18 protein-coding genes are annotated in these 19,762 nt (G+C 63.8%); 14 read left to right on the top strand and 4 right to left on the bottom strand.

The genetic code is table 11. The features are described from left to right. The first annotated feature begins 16 nt into the window (after positions 1–16). The 10 genes from murD (at position 17) to lpxC (ending at position 11,675) form a co-directional block, all read left to right on the top strand. The gene (gene murD / locus AWB67_RS03245) at positions 17–1,522 is read left to right on the top strand and encodes a UDP-N-acetylmuramoyl-L-alanine--D-glutamate ligase (RefSeq protein WP_087654790.1); all 1,506 of its coding nucleotides are present in this window, start codon (positions 17–19) and stop codon (positions 1,520–1,522) included. Positions 1,523–1,602: 80 nt separating this feature from the next. Beyond that, positions 1,603–2,832: a putative lipid II flippase FtsW gene (gene ftsW, locus AWB67_RS03240; RefSeq protein WP_374729799.1), complete on the top strand. Its 1,230-nt coding sequence runs from the start codon at positions 1,603–1,605 to the stop codon at positions 2,830–2,832. Then, a complete protein-coding gene (murG, locus tag AWB67_RS03235; protein WP_087654788.1) occupies positions 2,829–3,971 on the top strand; it encodes an undecaprenyldiphospho-muramoylpentapeptide beta-N-acetylglucosaminyltransferase in 1,143 nt (380 codons plus the stop codon). Before ftsW ends, murG begins: the two co-directional genes overlap by 4 nt. Continuing rightward, on the top strand, positions 3,968–5,359 hold the full coding sequence (murC, locus tag AWB67_RS03230) for a UDP-N-acetylmuramate--L-alanine ligase (RefSeq protein WP_087654787.1): 1,392 nt from the start codon (positions 3,968–3,970) through the stop codon (positions 5,357–5,359). The genes murG and murC overlap by 4 nt, the downstream gene beginning before the upstream one ends. Positions 5,360–5,388: 29 nt before the next feature. After that, positions 5,389–6,330 carry a D-alanine--D-alanine ligase gene (locus AWB67_RS03225; RefSeq protein WP_087654822.1) on the top strand — a complete coding sequence of 314 codons (942 nt, stop codon included), beginning with the start codon at positions 5,389–5,391 and terminating at the stop codon, positions 6,328–6,330. Positions 6,331–6,348: 18 nt separating this feature from the next. Further along, positions 6,349–7,101 carry a cell division protein FtsQ/DivIB gene (locus tag AWB67_RS03220; RefSeq protein WP_087654786.1) on the top strand — a complete coding sequence of 251 codons (753 nt, stop codon included), beginning with the start codon at positions 6,349–6,351 and terminating at the stop codon, positions 7,099–7,101. Between the two features lie 27 nt (positions 7,102–7,128). Then, positions 7,129–8,361 carry a cell division protein FtsA gene (gene ftsA, locus AWB67_RS03215; protein ID WP_087654785.1) on the top strand — a complete coding sequence of 411 codons (1,233 nt, stop codon included), beginning with the start codon at positions 7,129–7,131 and terminating at the stop codon, positions 8,359–8,361. Between the two features lie 131 nt (positions 8,362–8,492). Then, on the top strand, positions 8,493–9,692 hold the full coding sequence (gene ftsZ / locus AWB67_RS03210; protein WP_087654784.1) for a cell division protein FtsZ: 1,200 nt from the start codon (positions 8,493–8,495) through the stop codon (positions 9,690–9,692). Between the two features lie 273 nt (positions 9,693–9,965). Further along, positions 9,966–10,469: a peroxiredoxin gene (locus tag AWB67_RS03205; protein WP_087654783.1), complete on the top strand. Its 504-nt coding sequence runs from the start codon at positions 9,966–9,968 to the stop codon at positions 10,467–10,469. A gap of 288 nt (positions 10,470–10,757) precedes the next feature. Further along, entirely contained in the window at positions 10,758–11,675 is a 918-nt protein-coding gene (lpxC, locus tag AWB67_RS03200) for a UDP-3-O-acyl-N-acetylglucosamine deacetylase (RefSeq protein WP_087654782.1), read from the top strand. Between the two features lie 54 nt (positions 11,676–11,729). Here lpxC and AWB67_RS03195 read toward each other — a convergent pair whose 3' ends face one another. After that, positions 11,730–12,224, bottom strand: coding sequence for a DciA family protein (locus AWB67_RS03195; RefSeq protein WP_087654781.1), 495 nt, complete (start codon positions 12,222–12,224; stop codon positions 11,730–11,732). Between the two features lie 263 nt (positions 12,225–12,487). Here AWB67_RS03195 and secA point away from each other — a divergent pair, with 263 nt between their 5' ends. The 4 genes from secA to AWB67_RS03175 all read left to right on the top strand — a co-directional run bounded on the left by secA (position 12,488) and on the right by AWB67_RS03175 (position 17,982). Next, positions 12,488–15,289 (top strand): preprotein translocase subunit SecA, encoded by a 2,802-nt coding sequence (secA, locus tag AWB67_RS03190; RefSeq protein WP_087654780.1) that lies wholly within the window; start codon positions 12,488–12,490, stop codon positions 15,287–15,289. Between the two features lie 168 nt (positions 15,290–15,457). Then, positions 15,458–16,699 carry a bifunctional glutamate N-acetyltransferase/amino-acid acetyltransferase ArgJ gene (gene argJ / locus AWB67_RS03185; RefSeq protein ID WP_087654779.1) on the top strand — a complete coding sequence of 414 codons (1,242 nt, stop codon included), beginning with the start codon at positions 15,458–15,460 and terminating at the stop codon, positions 16,697–16,699. 6 nt (positions 16,700–16,705) lie between these two features. Then, positions 16,706–17,569, top strand: coding sequence for an ATP-binding protein (locus AWB67_RS03180; protein ID WP_087654778.1), 864 nt, complete (start codon positions 16,706–16,708; stop codon positions 17,567–17,569). Beyond that, positions 17,566–17,982, top strand: coding sequence for an NUDIX domain-containing protein (locus AWB67_RS03175; RefSeq protein ID WP_087654777.1), 417 nt, complete (start codon positions 17,566–17,568; stop codon positions 17,980–17,982). Before AWB67_RS03180 ends, AWB67_RS03175 begins: the two co-directional genes overlap by 4 nt. A 7-nt stretch (positions 17,983–17,989) precedes the next feature. Here the strand turns inward: AWB67_RS03175 and AWB67_RS03170 are convergent, their stop codons facing one another. The 3 genes from AWB67_RS03170 to coaE all read right to left on the bottom strand — a co-directional run bounded on the left by AWB67_RS03170 (position 17,990) and on the right by coaE (position 19,757). Then, the gene (locus AWB67_RS03170) at positions 17,990–18,181 is read right to left on the bottom strand and encodes a DNA gyrase inhibitor YacG (protein WP_087654776.1); all 192 of its coding nucleotides are present in this window, start codon (positions 18,179–18,181) and stop codon (positions 17,990–17,992) included. A 28-nt stretch (positions 18,182–18,209) separates the two neighbouring features. Beyond that, positions 18,210–18,965, bottom strand: coding sequence for a cell division protein ZapD (gene zapD, locus AWB67_RS03165; protein ID WP_087654775.1), 756 nt, complete (start codon positions 18,963–18,965; stop codon positions 18,210–18,212). 168 nt (positions 18,966–19,133) lie between these two features. Continuing rightward, positions 19,134–19,757: a dephospho-CoA kinase gene (coaE, locus tag AWB67_RS03160; protein WP_087654774.1), complete on the bottom strand. Its 624-nt coding sequence runs from the start codon at positions 19,755–19,757 to the stop codon at positions 19,134–19,136. Between the last annotated feature and the right edge of the window lie 5 nt (positions 19,758–19,762).

Genomic DNA, 19,762 nt, shown 5'->3' with positions numbered 1-19,762 from the left:
GAGAAAGGTTAAAGCGATGTTTGGCGAGAAGTTTCTGGATCGGCAAAGTCCGATGGTGCTCGTGCTGGGGCTCGGTGAATCCGGCCTCGCGATGGCGCGCTGGTGCGCCAGGCACGCGTGCCGGCTGCGGATCGCCGATACGCGCGAGACGCCGCCCAACCTTGCCGAACTGGCGGTTCACAAGATCGACGCGGAATTCGTCGGCGGCGCGTTCACGCCTGCGCTGCTGGATGGCGGTATCGAGATCGTCGCGATCAGCCCGGGACTGTCACCGCTGGCTGAAGACCTGAAGCCGTTGATCGACGCCGCTCGCGAACGCGGCATCGCGGTGTGGGGCGAGCTGGAACTGTTCGCGCAGGCGCTCCGGTCACTCGCTGTGAACGGGTACGCGCCGAAGGTCGTCGCGATCACAGGGACGAACGGCAAGACCACGACCACCGCGCTCACGGGCCTGCTCTGCGAGCGCGCGGGCAAGACGGTGGCCGTGGCGGGCAACATCAGCCCGGCCATGCTGGACAAGCTTTCCGACGCCATCGACAACACCGCGCTGCCCGATGTCTGGGTGCTCGAATTGTCGAGTTTTCAGCTTGAGACGGCGCACACGTTCGCTCCGGACGCTGCCGCCGTGCTGAATATCACGCAGGATCACCTCGACTGGCACGGCGGCCTCGACGCCTACGCGGCAGCCAAGGGCCGGATTTTCGGCACGCGTACTGTCCGCGTGCTGAACCGCGACGACGCCCGCACGATGGCGCTCGCGCAAGGCTCGCCGAGCGTGGTGACGTTTGGCCTGAACGAACCGGCGCGGGTGGGCGACTACGGTCTGCTGCGCGACAACGACATCCTGTGGCTTGCGGAAGGACACGACCGCGACGCCCGCGACGAGCCCGCGCCAACGCGCCGCCGCAAGCAGGAAGCCGCCGCGCCGGATTTGTTCTCGAAGCGCCTGATGCCCGCCGACGCATTGCGTATCCGCGGCTTGCACAACGCGGCTAACGCGCTGGCGGCACTGGCGCTCGCGCGCGCGATCGGCTTGCCGCTCGCCGCGCTCCTGCACGGCTTGCGCGAATATCGCGGCGAGCCGCATCGCGTGGAGGTGATCGCGCAGATCGACGGCATCGATTACGTCGACGACAGCAAGGGCACCAACGTCGGCGCGACGGTCGCGGCGCTCGACGGACTCGCGCAACGCGTCGTGCTGATCGCCGGCGGCGACGGCAAGGGCCAGGACTTTTCGCCGCTCGTCGCGCCCGCCGCGCGCTGGTGCCGCGCGGTGATGCTGATCGGACGCGACGCGCCGCGCATCCGCGAAGTGCTGGCGGAAACCGGCGTCGAACTGCAGGACCACGCGACGCTCGAAGCCGCGACGCAAGCCGCCGCGCAACTCGCGCAACCGGGCGATGCCGTGCTGCTCTCGCCCGCGTGCGCGAGCCTCGACATGTTCAGGAACTACGCACATCGCGCGGACGTGTTCCGTCACGCGATCGAAGAAATCGCCGCCGTGCGGGGAGTGATGCTATGAGCTGGTCCGACCGCTTTGGATCGAAACTCACCGGACCGCGCAACGCCGTCGCGAACGACAGCGCCGCGCTCGGCGGCCGCATGAGCCGCACGAGCAACCTCGGCGGCGCGCGCACGGCGGAACGCGACGGCGGCATTTCGAGCGCCGTCAACGGCGTGCGCCCGGTCCGCTCGCGCCTGCTCGACTACGATCACTCGCTGCTTTGGGTGACGATCGCGCTGCTCGCACTCGGCATCGTGATGGTGTATTCGGCATCGATCGCAATGCCCGATTCGCCGAAATACGCGCAATACCGTGACTACCACTTTCTCGTGCGCCACCTGATCTCGGTGACCACCGCCGTGGTCGGCGCGATCGTCGCGTTCAAGATTCCGGTCTCGGCGTGGGACAAATACGCGCCGAAGCTTTTCCTGGCCGCGCTGGTGCTGCTCGTGATCGTGCTGATTCCGCACCTCGGCAAGGGCGTGAACGGCGCGCGGCGCTGGATTCCGCTCGGCATCACAAACATGCAGCCGTCGGAAATCATGAAGCTCGCGGTGACCATCTACGCCGCCAACTACACCGTGCGCAAGCAAGAGTTCATGCACAGCTTCGGCCGCGGCTTTTTGCCGATGGCGGTCGCGGTCGGCGCGGTCGGTGCACTCTTGCTGCTCGAGCCGGACATGGGCGCGTTCATGGTGATCGCCGCGATCGCGATGGGCGTGCTGTTCCTCGGCGGCGTGAACGGCAAGCTGTTCGGCGGGCTCGTCGCGACGGCGGTCGGCACGTTCGCGCTGCTCGTGTGGGCGTCGCCGTGGCGTCGGGAGCGGATCTTCGCCTACCTCGATCCGTGGGACGACCGCTACGCGCAAGGCAAGGCGTATCAGTTGACGCACTCGCTGATCGCGTTCGGGCGCGGCGAATGGTTCGGCGTGGGGCTCGGCGGCAGCGTCGAAAAGCTCAACTACCTGCCCGAAGCGCACACCGACTTCATCCTCGCGGTGATCGGCGAGGAACTGGGGTTCATCGGCGTGATCGTCGTGATCCTGATGTTCTACTGGATCGTGCGGCGCGCGTTCGAAATCGGCCGTCAGGCGCTTGCGCTCGATCGCACGTTCGCGGGGCTGATGGCGAAGGGCGTCGGCATCTGGTTCGGCGCGCAGACGTTCATCAACATGGGCGTGAACCTCGGTTTGCTGCCGACGAAGGGCCTCACGCTGCCGCTCGTCAGTTACGGCGGCTCGGGCATTTTGCTGAACTGCGTCGCGCTCGCGGTGCTGATGCGCGTGGACTACGAGAATCGGGTGCTGATGCGCGGAGGGAAGGTATGAGCGCATCGGGCGCACGCGGCTCACGCACGCTGATGGTGATGGCGGGCGGCACCGGCGGACATGTGTTCCCGGGGCTCGCGGTCGCCCACTGGATGAAGGCGCGCGGCTGGCGCGTCGTCTGGCTCGGCAACGCGGCGGGCATGGAAGCGACGCTCGTCCCGAAGCACGGCATCCCGATGGAATACGTGCGCTTCGGCGGCGTACGCGGCAAGGGCATCACGACGAAGCTGATGCTGCCCGTGAACCTCTTGCGCGCGTGCTCGCAGAGCCTCGCGGCGCTGCGTCGCGTGAAGCCGGACGTCGTGCTCGGCATGGGCGGCTACATCACGTTCCCGGCCGGCCTGATGACGAAGCTCGCGGGCTGCCCGCTCGTGCTGCATGAACAGAATTCGATCGCGGGCCTCGCGAACAAGGTGCTCGCGCATCTCGCGAAACGCGTGCTGGTCGCGTTCCCGAATGCGCTGCCGAATGCTGAATGGACCGGCAATCCGATTCGTGCGGAACTTGCGCGCGCATTGCCACCCAAAGAACGCTACGCGGCTCGCTCGGGGCTGCTCTCCGTGCTGATCGTCGGCGGCAGTCTGGGCGCGGCGGCACTGAACGAAACGGTGCCGAAGGCGATCGCGCTGCTCGAACCTTCAATGCGGCCGCGCATCGTGCATCAGGCGGGCGCGAAGCATATCGAAGCGCTCGAAGCGAATTACGCGGCTGCCGGTTTGCAGCGCGGCGATGACCTGCAACTCGTGCCGTTCATCGAAGACATGGCGGGCGCCTACGCGGCCGCCGATCTCGTGATCTGCCGCTCGGGCGCGATGACCGTTTCCGAGATCGCGGCGGTCGGCGTGGCGGCGCTCTTCGTGCCGTTTCCGTTCGCCGTCGACGATCACCAGACCACGAATGCCGCGTTCCTCGAAAAGAACGGCGCGGCACAACTGATACAGCAACGCGACCTCACGGCGGACAAACTCGCCGGCTGGTTGCAGAGCCAGACGCGCGCATCGCTCGCCGAAATGGCCAGGCGCTCGCGCGAACTGGCGAAACCCGACGCGACCGAGCGCGTCGCCAAGGTATGCGCCGACGTCGCCGGCATGAGCATGGGCGTGGGCGAAAGCGCCGAAGCGCTGAAGGATTCGAAATGAAACACATCGTCAAGCATATTCACTTTGTCGGCATCGGCGGCGCGGGGATGAGCGGCATCGCCGAAGTGCTGCTCAACCTCGGCTATCAGGTGAGCGGCTCCGATCTCTCGAAGAACGCGGTCACCGAGCGGCTGATCGGACTCGGCGCGCGCGTCGCCGTCGGGCATGACGCGCAGAACATCGAAGGTGCGAACGCCGTTGTCGTATCGACGGCCGTGCGGTCCGACAACCCCGAAGTGCTCGCCGCGCGCCATCGCCGCATCCCGATCGTGCCGCGCGCCGTGATGCTCGCGGAACTGATGCGCCTGAAGCAGGGCATCGCGATCGCCGGGACGCATGGCAAGACCACGACTACGTCGCTCGTCGCGAGCGTGCTCGCGGCAGGCGGGCTCGATCCGACCTTCGTGATCGGCGGGCGCCTGATCAGCGCGGGCGCGAACGCGCGGCTCGGCACGGGCGACTTCATCGTCGCGGAAGCCGACGAATCGGACGCGTCGTTCCTGAACCTCTTTCCGGTGATCGAAGTCATCACGAACATCGACGCCGATCACATGGACACCTACGGCCACGACTTCGCGCGGCTCAAGCAGGCGTTCATCGAATTCACGCACCGGTTGCCGTTTTATGGCATCGCGGTGCTGTGCGTCGACGATCCGAACGTGCGCGAGATTCTGCCGTTCGTGTCGAAGCCGATCATCCGCTACGGTCTCGGCGCCGAGGCGCAGGTGCGCGCGGTGAACGTCGAGGCGCGCGACGGCCGCATGCACTTCACGACGCTGCGCGAAGATGCGCCGCCGCTCGACATCACGCTGAACCTGCCGGGCACGCACAACGTGCAGAACGCGCTGGCGGCGATCGCGATCGCGACTGAACTCGAAGTCGCCGATGCCGATATCCAGCGTGCGCTCGCCGAATTCAACGGCGTGGGGCGGCGCTTCCAGCGCTACGGCGAAGTGAAGGTGAACGGCGGCGCGTACACGCTGATCGACGACTACGGCCATCACCCGGTCGAAATGGCCGCGACGATCGCGGCGGCGCGCGGCGCGTTTCCGGACCGCCGGCTCGTGCTGGCGTTCCAGCCGCATCGCTTCACGCGCACGCGCGACTGCTTCGAGGACTTCGTGAAAGTGCTCTCGACCGTCGATGCGCTCGTGCTCACCGAAGTCTATTCGGCGGGCGAAGCGCCGATCGTCGCCGCCGACGGCCGGGCGCTCGCGCGCGCGATTCGCGTCGCGGGCAAGGTCGAGCCGGTGTTCGTCGAAACGGTCGACGAGATGCCGGACGCGCTCAACACGATCTCGCGGCACGGCGACGTGGTGATCACGATGGGCGCGGGATCGATCGGCGGCGTGTGCGGACGCATCACGCAAGAACAGCAATCGCAATAACCAAAATGAACGAAACAACGGGCCAAAGCGTGAACCAGATCGATCCGAAAGCATTCGGCAAAGTGGCAGTGCTCCTCGGCGGCAATTCGGCCGAGCGCGAGGTGTCGCTCAATTCCGGACGCCTCGTGCTGCAAGGCCTGCGCGATGCGGGCATCGACGCGCATCCGTTCGATCCGGCCGAGCGTCCGCTCTCGGAACTGAAGGCCGAAGGCTTCGTGCGCGCGTTCATCGCGCTGCACGGCGGTTACGGTGAGAACGGTCAGTTGCAGGGCGCGCTCGATTTCTACGGCATCCGCTATACGGGCAGCGGCGTGCTCGGCTCGGCGCTCGGCATGGACAAGCTGCGCACCAAGCTCGTGTGGCAGCAGACCGGCGTGCCGACGCCGCCGTTCGAAACCGTCCTGCGCGGTGACGCGTACGAAGCGCGCGCACAAGAGATCGTCGCGAAGCTCGGCTTGCCGCTCTTCGTGAAGCCGGCGAGCGAGGGATCAAGCGTCGCGGTCATCAAGGTGAAGAGCGCGGAGGGGCTGGTGCCGGCGCTCGTCGAGGCGGCGAAGTTCGACAAGATCGTGATCGTCGAGAAGAGCATCGAAGGCGGCGGCGAGTTCACCTGCTGCATCGCGGGCGACCTCGATTTGCCGGTCATCAAGATCGTGCCGGCGGGCGAGTTCTACGACTACCACGCGAAGTACATCGCGAACGACACGCAGTACCTGATTCCCTGCGGCCTCACGCCTGCCGAAGAAACGCGCATGAAGCAACTGACGCAGCGCGCCTTCGACATGCTCGGCTGCACCGACTGGGGCCGCGCCGATTTCATGCTCGATGCGCACGGCAATCCGTATTTCCTGGAAGTGAACACGGCGCCTGGCATGACCGATCACTCGCTGCCGCCGAAGGCCGCGCGCGCGGTCGGGATCAGCTATCAGGATCTCGTCGTGAAGGTGCTTTCGCTGACGCTGAAAAACTGAAAGGACTGAAGCCGAAACATGTGGAACAACGCTCGCCAACTCAACCTCGCCGCCAATGCGCTGCACGTATTGCTCGTGCTTCTGCTGCTGGCCGCCGCGGGGTACTGGGCGATCCAGCGTCCCGAGTTCCGGCTGCGCGAGATCCAGATCGACGGGGACACGTCCCACATCAATTCGCCGACGGTGCGTGCGAGCGTAGTCGGGCGGCTGAAGGGCAATTTCTTCACCGTCGATCTCGATACGGCGCGCACCGCGTTCGAACAGATGCCGTGGGTGCGCCACGCGAGCGTGCGCCGCGTGTGGCCGAATGCGCTCGCCGTGACGCTCGAGGAATTCAAGCCGCTCGGCACGTGGGGCAGCGATCAGCTCGTGAGCGTCGACGGCGAGCTCTTCACGGCGAACCAGGGCGAGCTCGACGACGACCTGCCCGCGTTCGACGGCCCAGAAGGCACGGCGAAGGAAGTGGTCGCGCGGTATCGCGATTTCACGAAGTGGTTCGCGCCGCTCGACGCGCATCCGGACGAAGTGATCCTGTCGCCGCGTTTCGCGTGGACGGTGAAGCTCTCGAACGGCACGCAGGTCGAACTCGGCCGCGAGCGCAATCAGGACACTTTATTCGACCGCAGCCGCCGTTTCGTGTCGGCGTGGTCGTCGGTGACGGGGCGGTGGGGAAATGACATCGAATACGCGGATTTGCGCTATCCGAATGGCTTCGCAATACGGGCTGCCGGCATGCGTTTCATCAGCGACACCGACAAAGCCAAGAAATAAGCAGACATCACAGGCAATGAGCACGCTATGAGCAAAGACTACAAAGACCTGCTGGTCGCCCTCGACATCGGGACGTCGAAGGTGGTGGCGATCGTCGCTGAATTGAAGGGCGAGGGCCACTACGAAGTGATCGGACTCGGCCAGAACGATTCGAAGGGGTTGAAGAAGGGCGTCGTGGTCAATATCGAGGCCACGGTGCAGTCGATCCAGCGCGCGCTCGAAGAAGCGGAACTGATGGCCGACTGCAAGATCACAAACGTGTTCACCGGCATCGCGGGCAGCCACATCCGCAGCTTCAATTCGAGCGGCATGGTCGCGATCAAGGACAAGGAAGTCACGCAGACGGACGTCGCGCGCGTGATCGAGACGGCGAAGGCCATCAACATCCCGACCGATCAGCAGGTGCTGCACATCCTGACGCAGGAATTCATCATCGACGGCCAGGAAGACGTGCGCGAGCCGATCGGCATGAGCGGCATCCGGCTGGAAGTGAAGGTGCACATCGTGACGGGCGCGGTGAGCGCGGCGCAGAACATCGTGAAGTGCGTGCGCCGCTGCGGGCTCGAAGTGAACGACCTCATTTTGCAGCCGCTCGCGTCGTCGCTCGCGGTGCTCACCGAGGACGAGAAGGAACTGGGCGTCGTGCTCGTGGATATCGGCGGAGGCACGACCGACATCGCGATTTTCAGCGAAGGCGCGATCCGTCACACGGCCGTGATCCCGATCGCCGGCGACCAGATCACGAGCGACGTCGCGATGGCGCTGCGCACGCCGACGCCCGACGCGGAAGACATCAAGGTGAGCTACGGCATCGCGAAGCAGGCGTTGGCCGACCCGGACGAAATGATCGAAGTGCCGGGACTCGGCGAGCGCGGTCCGCGCACGCTGTCGCGGCAGGCGCTGGCGGCGGTGGTCGAGCCGCGCGTCGAGGAGCTGTTCTCGCTCGTGCAGCAGGTCGTGCGCGAGTCGGGCTACGAGGAGTTGCTGAGCAGCGGCGTCGTGCTGACCGGCGGCGCATCGATGATGCCCGGCATGGTCGAGCTCGGCGAAGACATTTTTCTGAAGCCGGTACGCATCGGCGTGCCGGAGTACGCGGGCGGTCTCGCGGATGTCGTGCGCAATCCGCGTTATTCGACGGCAATGGGCTTGCTCGTCGAAGGACGCTCGCAACGCATGCGCGGCCGCAAGGTCGCGGTGCAGTCAGGATCGATGGGACAGGTGTTCACGAGGATGAAGGACTGGTTCCTCGGGAACTTCTAAAAGAGCATCAACGAGAGTTACGACGAAACCGCAGCAAAAATAATACGCGCTGGTGCCGGCGGCTGGCGCGCGACAAGGGGTTGCCCGATCCCTCGCCGAATAACGCCGCTTTTCATCTTGACGGAGGCAACATGGATTTCGAAATGCTGGAAACGGAAACCAACGGAACGATCATCAAGGTCGTCGGAGTTGGTGGCGCTGGCGGCAATGCCGTGCAGCACATGATCAACCGCGGCGTGCAGGGCGTCGACTTCATCGTCATGAACACCGACGCGCAAGCACTCGCCCGTTCGCGCGCGAGCACGGTGATCCAGCTCGGCAACACCGGTCTGGGCGCTGGTGCCAAGCCGGACATGGGCAAGGCCGCGGCTGAAGACGCACGCGAGCGGATCGCCGATGCGCTGCGCGGCGCGCACATGGTGTTCATCACCGCGGGCATGGGCGGCGGCACGGGCACGGGCGCAGCGCCGGTCGTGGCGCAGATCGCGAAGGAAATGGGCATTCTGACGGTCGGTGTCGTCAGCAAGCCGTTCGAGTTCGAAGGCGGCCGCCGCATGCGCGTGGCCGAAGCCGGTTCGCAGCAACTGGAGGATCACGTCGATTCGCTGATCGTCGTGCTGAACGACAAGCTGTTCGAGGTGATGGGCGACGACGCCGAGATGGACAAGTGCTTCCAGTGCGCCGACGACGTGCTGAACAACGCTGTGGCCGGCATCGCGGAAATCATCAACGTCGACGGTCTGGTCAACGTCGACTTCGAAGACGTGAAGACGGTGATGGGCGAGCAGGGCAAGGCGATGATGGGCACGGCGACGGTCGCCGGCGTCGATCGCGCGCGTCTCGCTGCCGAACAGGCGGTCGCGAGCCCGCTGCTGGAAGGCGTCGATCTGTCGGGTGCGCGTGGCGTGCTGGTGAACATCACGTCGAGCCGTTCGCTGCGTCTGTCGGAAACGCGCGAAGTGATGAACACGATCAAGAGCTACGCTGCAGAAGATGCAACCGTGATTTTTGGCGCGGTCTACGATGACGCAATGGGCGACGCTCTGCGCGTGACGGTGGTGGCGACGGGTCTCGGCCGCGCGGCGAAGAACAAGCAGCAAGCCGCACCGATGACGCTGCTGCGCACCGGCACCGACAACCAGCCGATCTCGCATTCGCCGCAGCACAGCTACGCTCCGCAGCAATCGCACGCGACGGACTACGGCGCGCTCGACACCCCGGCGGTGTGGCGTTCGACGCGTGAAACGGCGGCTTCGCACGTTCAGGCGCTGCAGGAAAAGGGCGTCGATACGTATGACATTCCGGCGTTCCTGCGCAAGCAAGCCGACTGAAAAAGCTGAAGAAAGCTGCACGTTTTTTGCTGATTTGGTGTAGTGCGGCGCACTGCACACATGAAGCAGAACGCGGAGCCTGACGAATCGGGCTGATGGGGCGACTGTCCAAGGCCGCGTCTTTTTCTGGACGCCAGGCCGTGGCCAGCCGACCTCCACGGATGGCGCTTTTTTGCACGACAAGCGTTTGATCTGAAGCCGATTCCGTCTCGCTCTTGCGGCATAAAGTTGTTTCGCGAGGTTGCGAAAGCACTGACGAGCGAAGGACCGAACATGATCAAGGTGGGTGACACGTTGCCGGATGCACGCCTCTTCGAGTTTGTCGAAGTGGCGAGCGAAGGCTGCGCCGTGGGACCGAACGGGTTCCAGGTGCGCGAGCAGACAGCAGGCAAACGCGTGGTGATCTTCGGATTGCCGGGCGCGTTCACGCCGACCTGTACCGCGAAACACGTACCCGGTTATGTCGAGGCGGCGGAGCGGTTGACCGCTGCCGGCATCGACGAAATCTGGTGCGTTTCCGTCAACGACGCGTTCGTGATGAACGCGTGGGGACGCGATCTTCAAACCTCGGGCAAGGTGAAGATGATCGCCGACGGCGCCGCGCGTTTCACCCAGGCACTCGGTCTGGATCAGGATCTGTCGGAGCGTGGCATGGGAATCCGTTCCCAGCGCTACGCGATGGTGGTCGACAACGGCGTGGTCAAGACGCTCAATGTCGAAGCGCCCGGCAAGTTCGAAGTCAGCGACGCTGAAAGCATCCTGGCGACGTTGCGCTGATCGCAGCGGTGTCTCGTTGGCCTGCGTTGTAGCGGGACAACAAAATATGACACCCTCGTCATCATCGTGACTTGGGGCCGATGACCGGAAATGCCTCCATTCCGGTCATCGGCCCGTTCTGCTTCCTCGATCCGCGCGGTTCAGCATAAGTCGGGCGTAACACAGGGCAACAGATTGACACGCTCCCTTTCAAGACGTCTCGCAGCGGATGGAGTATAATTCGTGCTATTGAATGCATATTTACGATTAATTCTCTTTATAGAGAAAGTTAATCGAAGCGGAAAAATCATGTTGAAGCAAAGAACAATCAAATCTGTCGTGAAGACCGTCGGTATCGGCCTGCATTCGGGCCGAAAAGTCGAGTTGACGCTGAAGCCGGCGCCGGCTGGCGCCGGTATTGTGTTTTCGCGTATCGACCTGCCCACGCCGGTCGATATCCCCGCGTCTGCGATGGCGATCGGTGACACGCGTCTCGCGTCCGTGCTGCAGAAAGACGGCGCACGCGTTTCCACGATCGAGCATTTGATGTCGGCGTGCGCGGGTCTCGGCATCGATAATTTGTATGTCGATGTGACTGCCGAAGAAATTCCGATCATGGACGGAAGCGCCGCTTCGTTCGTGTTTCTGATTCAATCGGCGGGAATCGAAGAGCAGAATGCTCCAAAGAAATTCATCAAGGTGACGAAGCCCGTCGAAATCCGCGACGGAGATAAATTCGCGCGCCTCGAACCGTATTTCGGTTTCAAGCTGCAATTCACGATCGATTTTCGTCATCCGGCAGTCGATAAAACCGGTCAGGCGCTGGAGGTCGATTTTGCCCATACGTCGTATGTCCGTGAAATCGCGCGTGCTCGCACGTTCGGGTTTGCGCATGAAGTCGAGATGATGCGCGAGCTGGGCCTCGCGCGCGGCGGCAGCATGGATAACGCGATCGTGCTGGACGAATACCGCATCCTGAATAACGACGGCCTGCGTTACGACGACGAATTCGTGAAGCATAAAATGCTCGACGCAATCGGCGATTTGTATGTGGTTGGTCATCCGCTGCTCGCGTCGTACACGGCTTATAAGGGCGGTCACGCGCTGAACAACATGCTGCTGCGTGAATTGCTGGCGCACGAAGACGCCTATGAAATCGTCACGTTCGACGATACGCAGAAAGCGCCGCGCGGCTTTGGCTTCGACACGCAGACGGCATTTGCGTGAATTTGAATTAAGCCCGGAAGTAAATCCAGGAATGAGCGGCAGCGAAAGCGCCGCTCATTTTTTTTGCGCTTTCGCCTGATGACGCGCAGCCATTTTCGCGAGCGCCTCCTGAAGCGGCGACGGTTCGAGCGTTTCGGCGAGGTGCTGCAAGGCGTCGGCGCCGGCAGCCGACATGCGCGCCTGCTTCGGCGGCGCGCTTTCCTTCATCGACTGCGGACGCACGCGAATCTTCAGCGAATTCACCGCCCAGCCGCGCTGCTGCAAATCGGCGAGAAGACGCGGCTCGATATGCCGCAAGCGGGCGGCGAGCGCGTTATGGCCCGCGAAGAGCGCCAGAACGCCGTCCTTGATGAACCCTGGCTCGACGCTCGACGCCAGATAATCCGGCAACAGCGTCGATAAGTCGAGCTGCAATGCCGCCATTTGCTCGACGCCCGCGCGCAATGCGCGAAACGCGTCGGTCCGGCCGAGTAAATCCGACACGGCTTGCGGCTTGCGGGGATCGAATCGCTGCGGCGGCGGCCTTGAATTCGGCGGAAAACGGCTCATTTTCTGGGTCAGTGGGCGCGAGCGCGACCCATCAATTGTAACGCGCAGGATTGCGGCGAAGCGCTCCGCCGGCGGAAGCTTTTACGCCTCTGACGCCGAGGCCCCGGCCGGACGCGCGGCCCCACGCGGACACAGGCTCCGCCGGGCTCGCGTGCTAAAATCCCCCGTTAATTTTCACTAATGGACTTAAGCCGCCGAGGTCCGCCGTACTCGGGCGCACCTAGCGTGCGCCCAGCCGACACCGCGACGCAGACACTGATCCGATGACCACCGGTTTCCTTCAAAAGATTTTTGGCAGTCGCAACCAGCGGCTGGTCAAGCAATACCAAAAGACCGTTGCGGCGATCAATGCGCTCGAACCGACGATCGAAAAGTACACGGACCAGCAACTGCGCGCGAAGACCGACGAATTCCGTCAGCGCGTCGCGAGCGGCGAGTCGCTCGACGTTCTGCTGCCCGAAGCGTTCGCCGTCTGTCGCGAGGCCAGCAAGCGCGTGCTGCACATGCGCCACTTCGACGTCCAGCTCGTCGGCGGCATGGTCCTGCACTACGGCAAGATCGCGGAAATGCGCACCGGCGAAGGCAAGACGCTCGTCGCCACGCTCGCGGCCTATCTGAACGCGCTCTCGGGGCGTGGCGTGCACGTCGTGACCGTAAACGATTACCTCGCGCAGCGCGACGCCGAATGGATGGGCCGGCTCTACAACTTCCTCGGGCTGTCGTGGGGCATCAACCTGTCGCAGATGGAGCACGGCCAGAAGCAGCAGGCCTACTCCGCGGACATCACCTACGGCACGAACAACGAATTCGGCTTTGACTACCTGCGCGACAACATGGTCTACGAGACCGAATCGCGCGTGCAGCGGCCGCTGAATTTTGCGATCGTCGACGAAGTGGACTCGATCCTGATCGACGAAGCGCGTACGCCGCTGATCATCTCCGGCCAGGCCGAGGATCACACCGACCTCTACGTGCGCATGAACGCGCTGCCGCCGCTGCTGGAACTGCAGATCGGCGAGGAGAAGGCGGACGGCACGGGCGTCGAGAAGGCGGGCGACTACACGCTCGATGAAAAAGCGCGTCAGGTCTTCCTCACCGAGCAGGGCCACGAAAAGGCGGAGCGCCTGCTCGCCGAGTGGGGCCTGATCGGCGAGGGCGAGAGCCTCTACGCCGCGCAGAACATTACGCTGATGCACCACGTGTACGCCGCGTTGCGCGCGCACACGCTGTTCCATCGCGATCAGCATTACGTCGTGCAGGGCGGCGAAGTCGTCATCGTCGACGAATTCACTGGGCGCATGATGACCGGCCGCCGCTGGTCGGACGGGCTGCATCAGGCCGTCGAGGCGAAGGAACACGTTAAGATTCAGAACGAGAACCAGACGCTCGCGTCGATCACGTTCCAGAACTACTTCCGCATGTATTCGAAACTGTCCGGCATGACCGGCACGGCCGATACCGAAGCGTACGAATTCAACGAGATCTACGGCCTGGAAACGGTCGTGATCCCGACGAACCGTCCGCCGAAGCGGAGCGACAAGCAGGACCAGATCTACAAGACCGCGAAGGAACGCTATGACGCGGTGATCCGCGACATCCACGATTGCGTGAGCCGCGGCCAGCCGACGCTCGTCGGCACGACGTCGATCGAGGCGTCGGAGCTGCTGTCGGGTCTGCTCACGCAAGCCGGCATCAAGCACGAGGTGCTCAACGCGAAGCAGCACGCGCGCGAAGCCGCGATCGTCGCGGAAGCGGGGCGGCCGAGCGTCGTCACCATCGCGACGAACATGGCCGGCCGAGGCACGGACATCGTGCTCGGCGGGAACGTCGAGAAACAGGCGTCGTTCATCGAAGCGGATCTGTCGATCCCCGAGGACGAAAAGCAGCCGCGCATCCAGAAACTGCACGACGAATGGCAGGCGCTGCATGATCAGGTGAAGGCTGCTGGCGGGCTGCACATCATCGGCACGGAACGCCACGAGTCGCGCCGGATCGACAACCAGTTGCGCGGCCGTGCGGGCCGTCAGGGCGATCCGGGTTCGTCGCGCTTCTATCTGTCGCTGGATGATCCGCTCCTGCGCATCTTCGCTGGCGACCGCGTGCGTTCCATCATGGACCGCCTGAAGATGCCGGAAGGCGAGCCGATCGAGGCGGGCATCGTCACGCGTTCGATCGAAGGCGCGCAGCGCAAGGTCGAGGCGCGCAACTTCGATATCCGCAAGCAATTGCTCGAATACGACGACGTTTCGAACGATCAGCGCAAGGTGATCTATCAGCAGCGCAATGAACTGCTCGAAGCCACCGACGTGCAGGAAACGATCGCCGCGATGCGCCATAGCGTGCTCAGCGAAGTCGGGCGCACGTTCGTGCCGGCGGGCAGTATCGAAGAGCAGTGGGAAGCGCCGGAACTCGAGGAGGTGCTGCGCAACGAATGGTCGCTCGATCTCGCGATTCAGGAGATGATCAACGAGTCGAATTCGATCGACGCCGACGAAATTCTCGAAGCCGTGCTCGCCGCCGCCGACGAAGCCTACGAGGCGAAAGTCACGCTGGTGGGCCGCGAATCGTTCAGCGCGTTCGAGCGCTCGATCATGCTGCAGACGCTCGACAGCCGCTGGCGCGAGCATCTTGCCGCGCTCGATCACCTGCGTCAGGGCATCCATCTGCGCGGCTATGCACAGAAAAATCCGAAGCAGGAATACAAGCGCGAAGCTTTCGAACTCTTCGCAGCAATGCTTGATTCGGTGAAGCAGGAAGTCACGCGCGTCGTGATGAACGTGCAAATTCAATCGCCGGAGCAACTCGAAGAAGCCGCCGAGCAGTACGAGGAAAAGGGCAGCCATCTGGAGAACGTCGCGTTCACACACATGGACTTCGCCGAGGCCGCCGCCGCGCCCGCCCCGGCCGACGCCACCGCGCAAATGGTCAACCAGGCAATGGCCTACGGCGACGACACCACCGTCGCCACGCGCGCCGGCGACGACGTGCCGAAGGTCGGCCGCAACGATCCGTGCCCGTGCGGCAGCGGCAAGAAGTACAAAAACTGTCACGGCAAGCTGGTTTAATCGCCGACGGTTCACGGTTGGAACAAGCGACGCAGAGATGCGTCGTTTGTCTTTGCAGGACCGGTTTTTCCTGGCGTCTGTCTTAAGGCGTCTGTCTATTCATCCCGCGCCCGCGCAGCGTGTCTCACAACAAGCGCCGGCGCGCGCCACATTCAGCGAGTCGCGAACATGGCCGTCAATTTCCCCTCGATCGATCCCGCAGCGCTTCATCCCATCGCCGGCGTTACGCTCGGCTGGGCCGAAGCCCATATTCGCAAGCCGAATCGGAAGGATCTGCTCGTCATTCAGCTCGAAGAGGGCGCGACCGTCGCGGGCGTGTTCACGTTGAATCGATTTTGCGCGGCGCCGGTCACGGTGTGCCGTGAGCATCTCGACGCGGTGCGCGCTGGCGGCAAGGGTATTCGCGCGCTCGTCGTGAACACGGGCAACGCGAATGCGGGCACCGGCGAGCCGGGCATGGCCCACACGCGCGAAACCTGCGCGGCGCTCGCGCAGCTTCTCGGCCTCGACGCGCAGCAGATCCTGCCGTTCTCGACCGGCGTGATTCTGGAGCCGCTGCCGGTCGATCGTCTGAAGGCGGGCTTGCCGGCCGCGCTCGCCAACCAGAGGGCGGCGCACTGGTTCGATGCCGCGCAGACCATCATGACGACCGACACGTTGCCGAAAGCCGCGTCGCGCCAGGTGCAGATCGACGGCCACACGGTCTCGCTATCGGGCATCAGCAAGGGCGCCGGCATGATCAAGCCGAATATGGCGACGATGCTCGGCTTCCTCGCGTTCGATGCAACCGTCGCGCAGCCGGTGCTCGATCAGCTCGCGAAACACGTCGCGGACCGCTCGTTCAACTGCATCACGATCGATGGCGATACGTCGACGAACGATTCATTCATCCTGATCGCGTCGGGAAAGTCGAGCCTGCCGGCGATCACGTCGACGGATTCGCCCGCCTACACCGCGTTGCGCGACGCCGTGACGGCCGTCGCGCAGGAGCTCGCGCAGTTGATCGTGCGCGATGGCGAGGGCGCGACCAAGTTCATGACGATCACGGTGGAAGGCGGCGCGAACGTCGCCGAGTGTCGCCAGATCGCGTATGCAATCGGCCATTCGCCGCTCGTAAAGACGGCGTTCTACGCATCCGATCCGAACCTCGGCCGTATTCTCGCCGCGATCGGCTACGCGGGCGTGTCCGATCTCGACGTGGACAAAATCGATCTCTATCTCGACGATGTGCTCGTCGCGAAGGCAGGCGGCCGGAATCCGGAGTATCGCGAGGAAGACGGCCAGCGCGTGATGAAGAAGAGCGAGATCCTGATTCGCGTGCTGCTCGGCCGTGGCGACGCGCAGGCGACCGTCTGGACCTGCGATCTCTCGCACGACTACGTGAGCATCAACGCCGACTATCGCTCATAAAACATCATGGACAAACTCGAACAATTTCTGACTCGCGCCGAAGCAGTTCTGGCGCGCATCGAAGGCATGCTGCCGCCGACGGCGCCGCAGATCGACTGGAACGGCGCTGTCGCCTTTCGCTGGCGAAAGCGTCAGGGGCGCGGCTACCTGCAACCTGTGCCGTCGATTTCCCTCATTTCCTTCGACGATTTGCAAAACATCGATCGCCAGAAGGGTCTGATTGATCAGAACACGCGGCAATTCGTCGCGAAGCTCCCGGCGAACAACGTGCTGCTGACGGGCGCGCGTGGCACCGGCAAGTCGTCGCTGATCAAGGCGTGCCTGAACGCGTATTCGAAGGACGGCCTGCGCCTGATCGAAGTCGACAAGGACGATCTCCACGATCTCGGCGACATCGTCGATCTGATCTCGACGCGGCCGGAGCGCTTCATCGTGTTCTGCGACGACCTCTCGTTCGAGGAAGGTGAATCGGGCTATAAGGCGCTGAAAGTCGCGCTCGACGGCTCGGTCGCGGCGCAGTCGGACAACGTGCTGATCTACGCGACGTCAAACCGGCGGCACCTGATGCCCGAGTACATGAGCGAAAACGAGACCTACAAGCACACGTCCGATGGTGAGATTCACCCGGGCGAAGTGGTCGAGGAGAAGATTTCGCTGTCGGAGCGTTTCGGGCTGTGGGTCAGCTTCTACCCGTTCAAGCAGGACGATTACCTGTCGATCGTCGGCCATTGGCTGAAGCACTTCGGCTGCGAGCAAAGCGAAATCGAAAGCGCGCGCGGCGATGCGCTTGTCTGGGCGCTGGAGCGCGGGTCGCGCTCGGGACGCGTCGCGTGGCAGTTCGCGCGCGACTGGTCGGGGCGCAAGGCATGACGGAAATCGCCGCGAACGGGCGCAAGGTCACCGAGGTGGCCGTCGGCGTGATGGTGCAGCCGGACGGGCGCTATCTGCTCGCGCAGCGGCCGGAAGGCAAGCCGTACGAGGGCTACTGGGAGTTTCCGGGCGGGAAGATCGAGGCGGGTGAGAGCGTGGAAGCGGCGCTCGGGCGCGAACTGCACGAGGAACTCGGCATCGACGTCACCGCAAGCGAACGCTGGCGCACGCTCGAACACGACTATCCGCACGCGTATGTGCGGCTTCATTTCTGCAAGGTGACGCACTGGACCGGGACGCCCGCCGGTCGTGAGGGTCAGGCGCTCGCCTGGCAGCACTTGCCGGCCGACGTCGGCCCGCTGCTTCCGGCGACCATTCCCGTGCTGGAATGGCTCGCAGCGGAAGCAAGCTAGAAACTCTTTAGTTCAGGCCGCCGCGCGAATCGTCATCGGGCGGCGTTTCCTGCTGATTGCCGGCGATGCGATATTTCCCGGCCGCCCAGGCGCCGAGATCGATCTGCTTGCAGCGGTCCGAGCAGAACGGACGAAAGCGGTTTTCCGGGACCCAGCGGACTTCCTTATCGCAGGTCGGACATTTGACGACGGTGGTCATACGGTCTGACGTTATCGAAGGTTGCTGATCAAAGGCTGCACAGCGTGAGGTGGAACGGCACGTCGACATCGACGGCACGCGGCCGCAGATCGCCGTCCTGCACCGTGAAACGCACCCACAGCATGTACTTGTTCGCGCTCGCCTCGGGGATCACCCGCACTTCCGGCGACACGCGCACCTGCATCAACTGATACGTCCGTCCCGACAGCATCTGCTGATAGCTGCCCTGCATCGCCATCACTTTCGACGCCTGCCCCGATTCGCGCGCGAGCCGCAGCACGATGATGGCGGCGTCGCGCAGCGCGAGCATCGGCATGACCCATTTCGCGATGTCGTGGCGACGCTGCTCCACCGGCAATTGCTGCCACGCGAAATACGACGGCAAGTCGAACTTGCAGGTACCGCCCGGAATGATCGTGCGGCTGCGGATGCTGGCGAGCCACTCGTTGTCCGCGAGATGCTGGCCTGTCTTGCCCTGCATCTGCGAAAGACCGGCGAGCGTCTGTTCGATTTCGCCAAGCACCGCTTCGAGTGCCTCCTGTTCGATGCCGGGATTGCCGCGGAACGGCGCGAGCGTCTGACGCTGGCGTTCCAGTTCCTTCATCAGATCGGCTTTGAGATCCGTGCGGCCTGCGACTTCGGCGATTTCGAAGAGCGTCGTCAGTGCGACGTGATGCTCTCGCGGGTCTTCCTGGGTCAAAAAGAACGTGAAGCGCTCGAACAGGTCTTCGAGTCGCAACAGCGTTCGAATTCGCTCGTTGAAGGGATACTCGTAAAGGATCAAGCGCGCTCGCCTCAGCGTTGGTCGGTGCTTCGTGGGACGGAAAGTCAGGACATTCTAATGCCGCAGCACTACCCTAGCAAATCGACGCAAAATGAGCCTGTCGCAGAGCATTTTCGTCGCTGTTAGCGGGAGTTTTTCAATCCGCGGTTTCCTCCGTTCGTGTGAACTTTACGCTTGCGCCCTGTCGGCGCCGCTCGCGAGCGACAGATAGCGCGCGTGCAATGCATCGACTTGCTGCCTGAGTGTGTCGAGCGTCGCGTGCTCATCGTTGACGACGACGTCGTCCGCTGCCGCGAGCCGCGCCTCGCGCGTCGCCTGGCGCGCGATGATCGCGAGCACCTGTTCGCGTGAAAAGCCGTTGCGGCGCATGACGCGCGCGATCTGCGTCTCGACCGGGCAATCGACGACCAGCACCCGGTCCGCCCGCGACGACCAGTTCCCCGATTCCACCAATAGCGGCACCACGACGATGTGATACGCGCCGTCCGCGACGCTTCGCTGCCGTTCGGTCTCCGCACGGATCAGCGGATGCGTGATCGCTTCGAGCTGCGCCTTCGCGGTATCGTCGGCGAAGACACGCTCGCGCATCTTCGAGCGATTGAGCGACCCGTCCGCCGCGACATACTCCGGCCCGAAGCGGCTTGCGATCAGCGGCATCGCGACGCCGCCGGGTGCGGTGATCTGGTGCGCGATGAGATCGGTGTCGATCAGCGGCACGCCGTGCGCGGCAAAGCAATCCGCGACTGTGGTCTTGCCGCTGCCGATGCCGCCCGTCAGGCCGATGCTGTACATCCGTA

The organism is Caballeronia terrestris, from assembly GCF_001544515.1.
Taxonomy (GTDB): Bacteria; Pseudomonadota; Gammaproteobacteria; order Burkholderiales; family Burkholderiaceae; genus Caballeronia; species Caballeronia terrestris.
Note: the sequence above shows the minus strand (reverse complement) of the source record. Positions and strands in the feature narration are given on the sequence as shown.